General features: G+C 35.7%; 10 protein-coding genes. All 10 read left to right on the plus strand.

All coding sequences use genetic code 11. The annotated features are described in order from the left end of the window. The first annotated feature begins 27 nt into the window (after positions 1 to 27). Positions 28 to 930, plus strand: a complete 903-nt coding sequence (locus JK139_RS14630; RefSeq protein ID WP_218331933.1) for a pectinesterase family protein — start codon at positions 28 to 30, stop codon at positions 928 to 930. A 6-nt stretch (positions 931 to 936) separates the two neighbouring features. Next, positions 937 to 2,478: a tagaturonate reductase gene (locus JK139_RS14635; protein ID WP_074419261.1), complete on the plus strand. Its 1,542-nt coding sequence runs from the start codon at positions 937 to 939 to the stop codon at positions 2,476 to 2,478. 11 nt (positions 2,479 to 2,489) lie between these two features. Then, complete coding sequence (locus tag JK139_RS14640; RefSeq protein WP_074419260.1) at positions 2,490 to 4,130, plus strand: UxaA family hydrolase; 1,641 nt, start codon at positions 2,490 to 2,492, stop codon at positions 4,128 to 4,130. 69 nt (positions 4,131 to 4,199) lie between these two features. Then, positions 4,200 to 5,600, plus strand: coding sequence for a glucuronate isomerase (gene uxaC / locus JK139_RS14645; RefSeq protein ID WP_218331935.1), 1,401 nt, complete (start codon positions 4,200 to 4,202; stop codon positions 5,598 to 5,600). Positions 5,601 to 5,685: 85 nt separating this feature from the next. Continuing rightward, positions 5,686 to 6,711 (plus strand): sugar kinase, encoded by a 1,026-nt coding sequence (locus JK139_RS14650; protein WP_218331942.1) that lies wholly within the window; start codon positions 5,686 to 5,688, stop codon positions 6,709 to 6,711. Then, on the plus strand, positions 6,698 to 7,366 hold the full coding sequence (locus JK139_RS14655) for a bifunctional 4-hydroxy-2-oxoglutarate aldolase/2-dehydro-3-deoxy-phosphogluconate aldolase (RefSeq protein WP_074419257.1): 669 nt from the start codon (positions 6,698 to 6,700) through the stop codon (positions 7,364 to 7,366). The genes JK139_RS14650 and JK139_RS14655 overlap by 14 nt, the downstream gene beginning before the upstream one ends. After that, positions 7,363 to 8,700: an MFS transporter gene (locus JK139_RS14660; protein WP_074419256.1), complete on the plus strand. Its 1,338-nt coding sequence runs from the start codon at positions 7,363 to 7,365 to the stop codon at positions 8,698 to 8,700. Before JK139_RS14655 ends, JK139_RS14660 begins: the two co-directional genes overlap by 4 nt. Before the next feature lie 59 nt (positions 8,701 to 8,759). Further along, entirely contained in the window at positions 8,760 to 9,569 is an 810-nt protein-coding gene (locus tag JK139_RS14665; protein ID WP_074419255.1) for an alpha/beta hydrolase, read from the plus strand. A 508-nt stretch (positions 9,570 to 10,077) separates the two neighbouring features. Beyond that, on the plus strand, positions 10,078 to 13,113 hold the full coding sequence (locus tag JK139_RS14670; RefSeq protein WP_218331944.1) for a SusC/RagA family TonB-linked outer membrane protein: 3,036 nt from the start codon (positions 10,078 to 10,080) through the stop codon (positions 13,111 to 13,113). Between the two features lie 60 nt (positions 13,114 to 13,173). After that, a complete protein-coding gene (locus JK139_RS14675) occupies positions 13,174 to 14,589 on the plus strand; it encodes a RagB/SusD family nutrient uptake outer membrane protein (protein WP_074419465.1) in 1,416 nt (471 codons plus the stop codon). The last annotated feature ends 462 nt before the right edge of the window (positions 14,590 to 15,051 follow it).

The raw sequence follows: 15,051 nt of genomic DNA on the forward strand, positions 1-15,051 counted from the left end.
TAATAAAATAAGAAAGCTATACGGCCGGTGCCTGAATATAGGCGCTATGGCTGCTTAATTAACTACCGGACTATTGTTATTAGAAATGGAACTTATAACGAGAAAATATTTATACAACACAATTGGATTGAATTGTTAGGAGAAGATAAAAACAAAACCATCATTACACAATCTATTGCACGTGATATATGGCGTTGCAATCATGCAGATGATTGGGGGGTAGCAACACTAAATATAAGTGGAAGTGATATAATCATTAAAAACTTAACCATTCAAAATACCTATGGTTTTGAAAATAATACAAGCGTTGTGCGCTGTGCTTCAGATACTGTCGATAACTATGTAAAGAAAATAAGAAAAGATGGGCATCAAATGGCACTGCGAACATTTGCTACTACTCGTTTACAAATTATTAATTGTAATTTAAAAGCTTTTGGTGGCGATACTGTAAGTCCGTGGAATGTAACTGAAGGTATGTTTTATTTTAAAGATTGTACCATGATGGGCGGTGTTGATTTTTATTGCCCACGGGGGTGGGCCTATGCAGAGAATTGCACTTTTATTGCCACTACCGGACCGGCCTGTATTTGGCATGATGGCTCTGCCAATGAAGATGCCAAAACTGTATTAAAAAATTGCCGGTTTAAAGGATATGATGGTTTTATATTAGGCAGGTTTCATAGAGATGCACAATTTTATTTAATTGATTGTCACTTCGCAGCAAATATGGCTAACAAACCCATTTATTTGGTGCCTACTAACAATATTATACAATGGGGCTATTGGGTGTATTACAATAACTGTCATAAAGCCGGTGGCGATTATGCCTGGTTTAAAAATAATTTACAAACAGCAAAAGGGGCACCACTTGCTAAAAATATTAATGCACATTGGATATTTGGGGATAAATGGAATCCAATTTTAAATTAAAAGCGTATGCAACTATCTAAAAAAACACTGGCTTCTATTCGAAAAAATAACAAACTATCGTTGCCGCATGAAGCCATATTTTCATTGCCTGAAAAAATAATTCAGTTTGGCACGGGTGTGCTGTTAAGAGGCTTACCTGATTATTTTGTGGATAAAGCAAATAAGAAAGGTATCTTTAATGGAAGAATAGTAGTAGTAAAATCAACCAATTCCGGAAATGCTGATGCATTTGCCGAGCAAGATGGATTATACACGATTGCTGTTAGAGGTATTGAAAACAATGCTACTATTCAGGAATATTGGTTAAATGCTGCCATTAGCAGGGTTTTAAATGCTAATGATGCTTGGAACGAAATTTTATCTTGTGCTGCTAATTCTGAAATGCAGATTGTTATTTCAAATACAACGGAGGTGGGTATTACATTGCTTCCCAAAGATGGTATTTTTGCTGCACCACCTGTTTCTTATCCCGGGAAATTACTTGCTTTCTTATATCACCGGTACACTATTTTCAATGGAAGGCCCGAAAGTGGAATGGTCATCATTCCCACAGAATTGATTGTAAATAATGGAAAAAAGTTAAAACAAATTGTGCTTGAATTAGCGAAAATAAACCGCTTAAAAGATGAATTTATTCAGTGGCTTCAGGATGCCAATGATTTTTGTGACTCGCTGGTTGATAGAATTGTTCCCGGTAAATTACCTGAACAGGATGCAGATCTTGCTGCTCAACAATTAGGCTATCAGGATGATTTAATGATTATGAGTGAAGCATATCGTTTATGGGCAATTGAAACATCGAGTGATAGAACTAAATCAATATTATCTTTTGCTGCAGCCGATAATGGTGTAATTATAGATGATGATATTTCCATGTATAGAGAATTAAAATTGCGTTTGTTGAATGGTACACACACTTTTTCGTGCGGATTAGCATTTCTTGCCGGCTTTGATACTGTGAAAGATGCTATGGATATTTCAGTAATGGCTTCCTTTATCACGAATTTAATGTTGTATGAAATTACACCCGTTATTCTGAGTGAAAAATTAACCCAGCACAAAGCCAAACAATTTGCATTGCAGGTTCTGGATCGTTTCAGAAATCCTGCTATTGCCCACCATTGGTTTAGTATTACCATGCAGTATACTTCTAAAATGAAGATGCGAAATGTGCCTTTAATAACAAAGTATTTACAACAGTTTAAAACTGTTCCGCCTTTAATGGCTTTGGGTTTTGCGGGTTATTTATATTTCATGAAAACTGAATTGAATACATTAGAGCAACCCGTTCAGCTACAACACAATCAACAATTAATTGTTCAGGATGATTTTGCATTGCAATTAAATAAGCTTTGGAATGAAGTTGGCAGTATCGATGAGTTAGTTCAAACTGTTTTAACAGATGTACATTTTATGGGAATGGATGCAACTACCAGTAATACTTTTGCCATTCAGGTAAAAGCTTTCTTAACAGAATTAATGGAAGGAAAAGTATTAGAGGTATTAAAAAATAGTTTGCAGCAACAAAATGCAAATGCTGTTATTTAAATATAATTGTTATGAAAAATTCTGTTATAAAAATTCATCCAAAAGATAATGTGATCGTTGCTTTACGCGATTTGAAAAATGGCGAAACAGTATCCTTTCAAGGTGAAAAATATACCTTAATTGAGAATATACCTGCTAAGCATAAGTTTTTTATACATGATATGCAACCCGGCGATGCTGCTTTTATGTATGGCGTATTGGTTGGTAAGGCCCAACAATTTATACCTGCAAGGTCATTAATGACTACCGGCAATTTGAAACATGCAGCAGAGCCTTATGCTTACAGGGAAGGCCATTATCAGTGGCATCCACCGGATGTTTCTGCATTTAAAAATGTAACCTTTAATGGCTATCATAGAAGCGATGGAAGTGTAGGAACAGCCAATTATTGGTTATTTATACCTACTGTATTTTGTGAAAACAGGAATTTGGATGTAATTAAAGATGCATTACAGGAATCTTTGGGATATGCAGTAACTGATCAATACAAAAACTTTACCAGGCATTTGATAGCAGCCTATCAAAATAATGAATCTATTGATGACATTACTTTTGAAACTATTTCAAAGCCTGCTGTAAACCGCTTGTTTAAAAATGTTGATGGCATTAAATTCCTCAATCACCAGGGCGGTTGTGGCGGTATACGGCAAGATGCAGCCGTGCTTGGTAAATTATTAGCAGCCTATTCCAATCATCCAAATGTAGGTGGCGTAACCGTAATAAGTTTAGGTTGCCAAAATCTTCAATTAAAGGAATTATTATCAGAAATTAAATCCTATACCCCCAACTTCGAAAAACCACTTTTTGTTTTTGAACAGCAGCAAATTGGTAATAATAGCAAACTAATTGCTGAAGCCATTCGAGCAACTTTTAAAGGGCTGATGCAAATCAATGAAATTGGTAGAAAGCCTGCACCGTTGTCTAAACTTACATTGGGTGTTAAATGTGGTGGAAGTGATGGATTCAGTGGTATTTCTGCAAACCCGGCAGTTGGTTATTGTGCCGATCTGTTGGTTGCTTTGGGAGGCAAAGTTTTGTTGGCCGAATTTCCTGAATTGTGTGGAGTAGAGCAAGAGTTGATTGATAGGATGAACAATGAAACCATAGCCAAAAAATTTATTGATTTAATGCAATCATATAGTGCCGCTGCATTAAAAGTGGGTTCTGGTTTTCATATGAATCCATCTCCGGGAAATATCAAAGACGGCTTGATAACAGATGCTATTAAAAGTGCAGGCGCTGCCAAAAAGGGAGGCACATCACCCATTGTAGACGTACTCGATTATACTGAAAAAGCTGTTAAACCCGGATTGAGTTTGGTTTGCACACCGGGTAATGATGTGGAAGCAACTACCGGAAAAGCGGCCAGTGGTGCTAATTTAATTTTATTTACTACAGGCTTGGGTACGCCAACCGGCAATCCAGTTTGTCCCGTTATTAAAGTATCCAGTAATACCGCTTTAGCACAAAAAATGCAAGATATTATCGATATTAATACCGGCCCCGTTATTGAAGGTGATTTAACAATTGAACAAATGGGTACACAAATTTTAGAATATTGTATTAAAGCAGCCAGTGGTGAAGTAATACCAAAAGCAGTTTTACTAAATCAGGATGACTTTATTCCCTGGAAGCGGGGTGTAAGTTTGTAATACAATCTTACATCGTGTATTACAGATGAATAAAAAATTACGATTAATTGAAAGTATAAATACAAGAATATGAAACAGTTCTTAGATGAAGAATTTTTATTACATAATAAAACGGCAGTAAAACTATACCATGAATTTGCCAAATCAATGCCTATCATTGATTATCATTGCCATTTGTCTCCACAACAAATTGCAGACGATGTTAGGTTTAAAAATATTACACAAATTTGGCTATATGGTGATCATTATAAATGGAGAGCCATGCGCACCAATGGTGTGGATGAGCAATTTTGCACAGGCAATGCTTCTGATAAAGATAAATTTACGCAATGGGCTGCTACTGTTCCTTACACCTTACGAAATCCATTGTATCATTGGACGCACTTGGAACTGAAACGTTATTTTGGCGTTACTGAAATATTGAACGAACATTCTGCAGATCGTATTTATGAACGATGCACGGCTTTGTTACAGCAACCTGATTATTCAGTAAAAAGTTTGTTGCGTAAAATGAATATATATACCGTATGTACTACCGATGATCCTGTAGATACACTTGAATATCACCAGAAGTTAAAAAATGATGGCTTCGAAATTCCTATCTTACCTGCATTTCGTCCTGATAACGCCATGAACGTGGCAGATCCCGAAAAGTTCAATAGTTATCTTAAAAAATTAGAAGGGGTAACCAATATTTCAATTTCTTCATTCGATGATTTTTTATTTGCATTACAAAATAGACATGATTTTTTTGCTTCAATGGGTTGTGGTGTAAGTGATCATGGGTTAGAAGAAATTTATGCAGAAGATTTTACAGGTTCTGAAATTGACAGTATTTTCAATAAAGTACATTCAGGCAAACATTTAAATGATTTGGAACAGCGTAAGTTTAAATCTGCTATGTTGGTTCATTTTGCAGAATGGAATTGGGAAAAAGGATGGATACAACAATATCATCTGGGAGCATTACGCAACAATAATTCTCGTATGTTAGCCACATTAGGCCCCGATACCGGTTGGGATTCTATTGGTGATTTTCAACAAGGAAAAAACTTATCTAAGTTTCTTGGAAAATTAGATAACGATGACCGATTGGCGAAAACCATTTTATACAACTTAAATCCTGCCGACAATGAATTAATGGCAACAATGGTGGGCAATTTTAATGATGGCTCTGTTGCAGGTAAAATTCAGTTCGGTGCTGCATGGTGGTTTCTTGATCAAAAAGACGGAATGGTGAAACAAATGAATGCACTATCAAATATGGGTTTGTTAAGTCGTTTTGTGGGTATGCTTACAGATTCAAGGAGTTTTTTATCTTATCCGCGGCATGAATATTTCAGAAGAATTTTATGTAATTTGTTTGGAGAAGAAATTGAAAATGGTGAACTGCCGAATGATATTCCATGGATTGGAAAAGTTATTCAGGACATTTGCTTTTACAATGCTAAAAATTATTTTAACTGGTAAAAAACGAATAATGGAATTTGAATTTACATTACACTTCTCTTGCTCATTAAAACTTTGTTGTCAATTTGTTTAGTATAATACTTTTATGAAAAAAATATTGTGCTTTGGTGAATTATTATTAAGAATGTCGCCCCAATCAAATGGCGTTTGGTTACAGCAACATAAACTGCCTGTTTATGTGGGTGGAGCTGAATTAAATGTGGCATATGCGCTGGCTCAATGGAATATGCCGGTAGCTTATTGTACTGCATTGCCGGATAATTTTTTAGCGAAAGATATTATTCAGGGTTTAAAGAATGATGGCATTGATACCACCCATATTCAGATGCAAGGTAAACGGATAGGGCTTTACTTTCTAGAACAGGGTACTGATGTTAAAAATAAACACGTTTATTTTGATCGGGAATTTTCTTCATTTGTTACTTTACAGCCCGGTACCATTCATTGGGAAAAAGTGCTTGAAGAAATTAACTGGCTACATTTTTCAGCCATTGTTCCTGCATTAAATGATACTGTTGTAAAGGTTTGTGAAGAAATGTTGCAAGTAGCTTCGCAAAAAAATATAACTATTTCACTGGATTTAAATTTTAGAGCATCGCTTTGGCAAAATAATCGAAATCCGGCAAATATTGTTCCTGTTTTGGCTAAGTACTGCAACGTGATAATGGGTAATATTTGGTCGGCTAATACTTTATTAGGTGCCCCGCTTCAACTATCAGGGCAAGAAGATGTTGAAAAGTCAGCCTATCTTACGCATGCAGTTTCAACTGCTGAATATATTTTGCAGCATTTTCCTAAATGCTATACCATTGCCAATACATTTCGTTTCGACACATTCAATGGAGGCATACAATACTATGGTACATTGTACACAAATGGACAATTATATGTTTCAGCTAATATGCATTGTACAAGTGTAAAAGATAGAGTAGGCAGTGGCGATTGTTTTATGGCAGGATTAATTTTTGGGTTAATTCAACAGAAAGACCCACAAACTATCCTCAATTTTGCTGCAGCTGCTGCATTTGGTAAATTGCAGGAAGTGGGCGATACTACCCGACAAACTATTGCAGACATACAAAAAACAATACAACAATATGCACAATCGTAAACAAGCAGCTTCTATCATTACATCACAAGGTATATTGCCGCTATACTATCATGCTGATGCAGAATTAACCATTGCTATTGCGCATGCATTATACAAAGGTGGTATAAGAGCTATTGAATTTACCAATAGGGGCGAAAATGCGTTGCAAAATTTTAAAATACTGGTATCAGAGCGTAATCGCACTATGCCAGACTTATTATTATGTATAGGAACAATTACCACGCCACAGGATGCAAATTTATTTATTGAAGCAGGTGCTGATGTATTGATTAGCCCGGTGTTTGATGCTGATGTTTCTGATGTGGCCTACATCAACAAAATATTATGGATTCCGGGATGTATGACACCTACCGAAATTCATATTGCATATTCAGCAGGATGGTCTTTATTAAAACTTTTTCCGGGTAATGTTTTACAGCCTCATTATATACAGGCAATTCGACCATTATTTCCCTCCATCGATTTTTTGGTTACCGGAGGTGTTGAAACCGATGCAGAAAATATAAGGGCATGGCTAAAAGCCGGTGCCGTTGGTGTAGGTATGGGAAGTAAACTGATTACATCTGCTTTCATTCAAGAAAAAAAATTTGATGCGCTTACCAGCTTGGTTCAAGATATACTTTACATCATTCAACAATTTAAACAAACTGCATGATAAAGAATAAAATTGGTAAATATCGGTGGACTATTGTTGCATTACTCTTTTTTTCTACAACCATCAACTATATGGATCGTCAGGTAATTGGGTATTTGAAACCTATTTTATCAGATAAATATGGATGGTCGAATTCTGATTTTGCAATGATTACTGCCTGGTTTACTGCTTTATATGCAGGTGTAACAGTTTTTGCAGGCGCCATTATAGATAAAATTGGTACCAAATTAGGATTGGCGCTTTCTTTGAGTTTCTGGTCTGTTATGGGTATGCTCAATGCTTTATGTGGCGGTGCAGTTTATCAACATGTAATTGTAAGAAGTTTATTTGGTATTGGTGAAGCCGGTAATTTCCCTGCTTCTATTAAAACAGTAGCCGAATGGTTCCCCCAAAAAGAACGAGCACTTGCAACTGGAATCTTTAATAGTGGCGCCAATGTAGGTGCAATGATTGCTGCATTACTCGTTCCCTTGTTAGCTGCAAATACCTGGTTCAATGGTCAGGTAGAAGGCTGGCGCATGGCATTTTTATTTACGGGTGCCATTGGTTTAATCTGGTTAATATTTTGGTTTGTATTGTATAATACACCGGCAAAGCAAAAAAAATTATCTGAAGCTGAATTTGCATATATACATAGTGATGATATACCAAGTAGCAGTGATGATGTAATAAAAGAAAAAATACCATGGATAAAATTGCTGACTTACCGGCAAACCTGGTCATTTTTTATAGGAAAATTTTTGACGGATGGTGTTTGGTGGTTTTTATTATTCTGGTTACCTGATTATATGAAAAAGCAATTTAACATGCAAGGTGAAGCAATTATGTTGCCATTATTCACAGTTTATGGAGTGGCTATTATAGGAAGTGTAGCCGGCGGGGGATTCCCGATGTATTTTATTAATAAAGGTATGGAAACCTTTAAAGCCAGAATGAAAGCAATGTTGCTCATTGCTTTGTTGCCAATTGTTTTAATTGCAACACAATATTTTGGTGATGTTGCTTTGTTTGGTAATAACGCATATATCTATGCGCTCATCGTAATTTGTATTGCTGCTGCGGCACATCAGGCATGGTCGGCCAATATATTTACAACTGTATCCGATTTGTTTCCTAAAAAAGCAGTGGGATCAGTTACAGGAATTGGTGGTTTAGCAGGTGGGATAGGAGGTGTATTAATGCAATTGTTAGCAGGCTGGTTAACAGATGCTTTTAAAAACAATCCACAATCTGCTTATTTAATTTTATTTTTGGTATGTGCCTTTGCTTACATTTTTGCTTGGTCAATCATGAAAGTGTTGGTACCCCGATTTAAACCGATTACCGATTTGTAAATGTTACAGCTATGCGTTCATCATTTTTTCTCCTTGTAATTTTTTGTCAAATAACTTTTATGCTCTCAGCGCAACAACGTATTTATTTATACAACAACAATGAAACAGGTATTGTAAATAACGGATTCGATTCTGTTAGGCCATATATGGAATATTACCGGGCAATTGGTTCAGGCTCAGCAAAAACAGCCATTTTGATTTGTCCGGGTGGTGCTTACACACACCTGGCTTGGGAAAAAGAAGGTGTATTGCCGGCACATTTTTTTAATACACATGGTATTGATGTATTTGTATTGCATTATCGATTAAACAATGAAGCACAACAAGGGCATCGATATCCGGCGCAATACAATGATGCAAATAAGGCTTTGCATTATATTGATGAACATGCTGCAACATTTGGTATCCGGAAGGACAGAATTGGCGTTATGGGTTTCTCTGCAGGCGGTCATTTAGCAGCTACCATTTCTACCTTAAATCCAATGAATGCAAATACAATTACTCCGGCTTTTTCAATTTTGGTATATCCTGTTATTACAATGGAATCTCCTTTTGTTCATGCCTACAGCCGAAAAATGCTTTTAGGTGAACACCCTGCTGCTCAGGCTTTAATGGATAGCTTATCTGCAGAAAAAAATATCACTGCAAAAACACCTCCTGCTATCCTTTTTCATGCCAATGATGATACTTCGGTTCCCGTTCAAAACAGTTTAATGTATTATGAGCAATTGCATGCGCATCATGTTCGAGCCTCACTTTTTATTTATGATCATGGTGGACATGGTTTTGGTATGGCACAGCAAGACCCCTGGTTAAATCAATGGCCCAATCAGGTAATGGGGTGGTTGCAGGCACTGCATTTTGATTAATTTTAATATTATAGTTACTGTCTGATTTTTTATTCTTATAGAAGAATTAGTCGCTTATTTAACTAATGCTTGCGCTGTACATTCAGGCATTTAAGTTCTTCTTTTTTTCTTTAAACTCCTTATTTTATTTTCACTTAAATCGTAGTGCAATTCCTTAGCATTGCTTTTTACCACCTAAGGGTCATTTTATTTTTCTTAATCAATAATTAATTATAGTTTAAGCAAATTATAATTTTGTTTAAGGCGATGGAATGCTTGTCTGGCAATAACTTCACGCCTTGTGTTAAATAAAAATTATTTAACGTTTTTATGATAAACAATGCAGCTTATTTATATTATTGACGCTCATTTTATAATTAACACAACTTGACTGTAACTGTTTTTGAATAGAAAATTTTTAGAAATATATTCTTTGCAATGCATGCATGCAGTTTTTATAATAGCCAAGCATTCATTGTTTTGAATGATTTACCCAAATGCAACATTTTTAAACCAAACATCAAAAACCATGAGAAAATTTCTGACGTTTTTCCTGTGCCTCATTGTGGCTTCCAGCTCACTATGGGCGCAAACTAGAACGATTAAAGGTAAAATTGTAGACGAAAAGGGTACTCCGTTACCAGGCGTTTCAATTTTAGTGAAAGGTACCCAGTTAGGTACCAGTTCAAATGCCGATGGTACCTTTAGTATTAAAGTACCTGAGTCTGCCAAAACACTTTCTTTTTCGGCTATTAATTTTGCCGCATTGCAATTACCCATTCGTGAAAATATGATGGTACAAATGCAGTCCGGCTCATCTGATTTGTCAGAAGTGGTAGTAGTAGCTTATGGTACTACTAAAAAAACAAATGTAACTGGTGCTGTAGCAACTTTAAAAGGAGATGTTGTTGCTGACAAACCGTTTACATCTGTTGATAAAGCATTACAAGGAAATGTTGCCGGTTTACAGTCTACCTCATCATCCGGTGCACCGGGTTCCGCCACTGATATCCGCATTCGTGGTATTGGTTCTATCAATGCCAGTGCATCACCGCTTTGGGTAATTGATGGCGTTATTGCATCAACAGGCGATTTTACTGTAAATACTACAACAGCTAATGTCTTGAGTTCTCTTAATCCGGATGATATTGAAAGTATTACGGTGTTAAAAGATGCTGCGGCTACTTCCATTTATGGTTCACGTGCTGCTAATGGTGTTATTTTAGTAACTACCAAAAAAGGTAAAGCCGGACAAACCAGATTGAATTTTAGTACTGAAATTGGAGATAATACCCGAGCATACAATCCAAGTGTAAAACCATTAACAACTTCACAAGAAGTGACTGTTTATCAACAAGCATTAATCAATGCCGGTTATGCAGCTAATAATACAGGTGCAAATGCCATCATTTATGATCCTGTAAATGGTTTTGGAGTTGATTCAACTGTAAATACCAACTGGTTTAATGTGGTTAATCAGCCCCATGCTACTCAGCAACAATACAATTTGAGTTTAAGTGGCGGGAACGATAAAACACAGTTTTATGCCAGTGGTGGTTATTTTAATCAGGATGGTACCACGTTGAATACTTATTTTAAAAGGTACAATGGTAGTATTTCTGTAACGCACCATGCAACAGATAAAATTACTTTTGCTACTGGTTTAAATGGAAGTACCAGCGAACAGTCAACTCCTAACAACGGAGGTGCTTTTGCAAATCCGGTTTTAGAATCTTTCTTTTTATTACCCTGGTATAGCCCTCGTAATGCTGATGGTTCATTAAAATACAATGATGCTGCCGGTGAATTTCCTCTTCATGGTGGCATCTATAATCCCCTCGTTCAGGGAACCTATAATAAGAACACAGCTAAACAAACCACCTTAAGAGGATATGTTTCAGGTGAATTTCAGATATTAAAAAACTTAAAATTTACCAGCCGTTACTCTGGTGAATACTTTACCATTCAGGAAGATCAATATAGAAACCCATTTTATGGTGATGGGTACTCACATGGTGGTGATGCATTTTCTGCCTATACTAGAGTATTTGACTGGACATGGAGTAATTTTGCTGACTTTAGGCAAAATTTGAACAAAGCAAATGATGTTTATTTTGATGCCAAATTAGGTTACGAGGCACAGCAATATAACTATTACACTTTACAGGCAAGGGCACAGGGCTTCCCTGGAACACTTGCTTTACAATATCTTGCATCTGCAGCTACTCCTACCAGAGCCTATGCTCTTCCAAGTGGGAATGCTACAAATTCAATTTTCTCAAATGCTGATTTTAACTACAAAAATCGTTATGTAATTAGTGGAAGTTTTCGTAGAGATGGGTCATCTGTATTTGGGGTAAATAATCGTTATGGTGATTTCTTCTCCATTGGTGCTACCTGGAATGTGAATGAAGAAAACTTCATGAAAAATATTGCATGGATAAATTTATTAAAATTGCGTACCTCTTATGGCTCTAATGGTAACTCATTAGGCTTCGGTAATTATCAGGCTTTAGCTACTTATGGTTATGGAAATAACTATACAGGTATACCTGGAAGCGCCCCTTCAAATATTGGCAATCCGAACCTGACCTGGGAAAAAAATAAGCCTTTCGACGTGGGTGTTGATTTTAGTATATTCAAAGACAGATTATTTGGAACTGTTGATTTTTATAGTAGAACTACATCTGATTTGTTGGCCAATACAACTTTATCTCCAACCTCCGGTTTCCCTGGTGGTCAGTTAAGTAATGTTGGTAGTGTAAAAAATCAGGGTATAGAAATAACTGTGGGTGGTAAACCGATTGTCACAAAGAATTTCTCCTGGACTGTAACATTTAATTTTGCCCACAATAAAAATACTGTTGAGTCATTATTCCAAAATAAATCAATCAGTTCCGGTGCATTTTACTATACTGTTGGCCATGATTTACAAGAGTTTTACTTGCGTCAATATGCCGGGGTAGATCCTACAAATGGCGATCCTAACTGGTATACAGATGCCTCACGTAAAACAAAAACCAATAATTATGCAGCTACACAATTGGCTTTAACCGGCATGTCGGCTGCTCCAAAATATTATGGTTCATTTACCAACAGTTTTACTTATAAAAACTTCTCATTAGATGCACAATTGTTTTATAATTACGGTAATTATTTATTTGATCAGTGGGGGTCTTATTTAAACAGTGATGGTGCATATTATGGTGCCTTCAATCAAATGAACAGCCAGTTAAATGCATGGAAAAAACCTGGTGACATAACCAGAGTTCCAAAAATAATTTATGGTGGAAATAAAAATGGATACAGAATATCTACCAGGTATTTATATAAGGGAGACTATGTGCGATTAAGAAATATACAATTGAATTATATGCTTCCATCATCATTAATCAAAAGGGCACATTTAACTAATGTAACGGTTTATATAAGTGGTACCAATTTGTTGACTTTTGGTGTTGATAAAAATGTTCCTTTTGATCCTGAAACTGGTATTAATGGAACCGGTAATTTGGATGTATTTATACCTAAAACAATATCGGGTGGTATAAAAATTGGTTTATAACAATTTTATATTAAATAATGCAATAGCATAATTATTTAATTAAATTAAAATATTATTATAATGAAAAACATAATTCAAAGATTTTCCATTACAGCCTGTACAGTTGCAATACTATTATCGGGCTGCAGTAAAAACTTTATTAATAAATCGCCCAATGATTCTGTTCCTGCCAGTCAAGCTTTAAATACTCAATCAGGGTTGGCTGATGCATTAAATGGTGCCTATTCTGGTTTGAGAGCTGTATCACTATATGGTAGAGATTTTCCAATTATAGGTGATTTACAAGCAGATAATACGTATGTTGAAACAAAAAATGCTGGTAGATATTTACCCCAGTATAATTACAGTGTGGTATCTAGTGATGTTGTGGAGGGTGAAATGTGGAATCAGGCATATATAGATATTTTACGCGTAAATAATATTATTGATGCCAATGTAACAGGACCAAATGTTGCAGCTATTAAAGCACAGGCTTATGCTATAAGAGGTTTATTATATTTTAAATTGGTAAATATTTATGGTAAACCTTATACAGTAGATTCAACCTCATTAGGAGTGCCAATTATTCTGCACTTTAATCCTAATTTATTTCCTGCAAGAAATAAAGTGAGTGAAGTGTACAGCCAAATAGTGAGTGATTTTAAAATGGCCATGGCTGCTGCTCCTGCTTATAGTTCCTCTGTTAGAATAAGCAAATATGCTGCAGAGGCATTATTGGCAAGAACCTATTTGTATATGGGTGATAATACCGATGCTAAAACTGCAGCCGTAGATGTAATTAATAATAGTCCCTTTACTTTGGTTACTGCTTCAAGCTATGGTGCATATTGGCAAAATCCTGCTGCAAGAACTGATGCTGTTGAAACCATGTTTGAAGTGGATTGTGATGCAATCAATAATAATGGTTTTGATGATTTAGGTGCGATGTATTATAATGGTTATAATGATATTTATTGCTCCAGTCAGTTATATAACCTATATTCAGCAACAGATGTTCGTAAGAGTTTATTAATGCCACACAATACAAAAAGTGGCTCTCCTGCTTATATGGTATTGAAATTTCCAAATGCACAAAACACTGATCGTGATAATTTAAAAGTAATTCGCTTAAGTGAAGTGTATTTGATTGCTGCAGAAGCTTCATTGCCCAATAACGAACCGGATGCATTAAAATACTTAAATGCATTACTGGCGCAGCGTGATCCTTTAGCAGCGCCCTATGTTCTCACAGGTCCATTATTGTTACAGGCAATTGTTACAGAACGCAGAAAAGAGTTGGCATTTGAAGGCGACAGATTATACGATATGAATCGTTTGCAATTACCCATTGCCAGAGCCAGTAACCCGGGTGCAATACCGGCAGGACCTTCTAATATCAATTTAAATATTCCTTATCCTGATAACAGAAGAGTTGCACCAATTCCACAACAGGAAATGACTGCAAATCCCAATATTGTACAAAACCCTGGTTATTAATTGCAGTGGCATTTATGCAATAGGTATAATTTATACTTTTAACAAGGAAGAGGCTGTATCAAAAGCGCTTTTGATACAGCCTCTTTGGTTATTTATAATAAATATCTTTCGATGGAAACTAACAAAAGGAATAGCTCAATTTTATTATCATTTATTTTCATCGCATTACCCTACATTATATTTGGATTTTACGGGTTGATGTTATGGTTAAGATAGTCATTGCGCCAGTGTTGCCTGTGTATCTTTTTGAAAGATAATTGACCCTCTCGAAAATAAATCATGGAGTATATGTATTTATAGCAATGTAAATAACGGCTGGTGTTAATTAGTATAAATTTATTAATTATTTAATGTTACAAAGAACAAAAAATGATACAACCCTTCCTATTTAGTCAACCCTCAAAAAGTAATTTTCAATGTTCGATTAAAAATATTGTTGCAATAAAAATTTAAAAGTTGCAA

Source organism: Hydrotalea lipotrueae (assembly GCF_019249625.1).
Classification (GTDB): Bacteria; Bacteroidota; Bacteroidia; order Chitinophagales; family Chitinophagaceae; genus Hydrotalea; species Hydrotalea flava.

Excerpts from the sequence above, each read along its gene's own strand:
- JK139_RS14655 (WP_074419257.1), top strand. The coding sequence starts at position 6,698 with ATGCACAATCGTAAACAAGCAGCTTCTATCATTACATCACAAGGTATA.
- JK139_RS14670 (WP_218331944.1), top strand. The coding sequence starts at position 10,078 with ATGAGAAAATTTCTGACGTTTTTCCTGTGCCTCATTGTGGCTTCCAGC.
- JK139_RS14640 (WP_074419260.1), top strand. The coding sequence starts at position 2,490 with ATGAAAAATTCTGTTATAAAAATTCATCCAAAAGATAATGTGATCGTT.
- uxaC (WP_218331935.1), top strand. The coding sequence starts at position 4,200 with ATGAAACAGTTCTTAGATGAAGAATTTTTATTACATAATAAAACGGCA.
- JK139_RS14660 (WP_074419256.1), top strand. The coding sequence starts at position 7,363 with ATGATAAAGAATAAAATTGGTAAATATCGGTGGACTATTGTTGCATTA.
- JK139_RS14635 (WP_074419261.1), top strand. The coding sequence starts at position 937 with ATGCAACTATCTAAAAAAACACTGGCTTCTATTCGAAAAAATAACAAA.
- JK139_RS14665 (WP_074419255.1), top strand. The coding sequence starts at position 8,760 with ATGCTCTCAGCGCAACAACGTATTTATTTATACAACAACAATGAAACA.
- JK139_RS14675 (WP_074419465.1), top strand. The coding sequence starts at position 13,174 with ATGAAAAACATAATTCAAAGATTTTCCATTACAGCCTGTACAGTTGCA.
- JK139_RS14650 (WP_218331942.1), top strand. The coding sequence starts at position 5,686 with ATGAAAAAAATATTGTGCTTTGGTGAATTATTATTAAGAATGTCGCCC.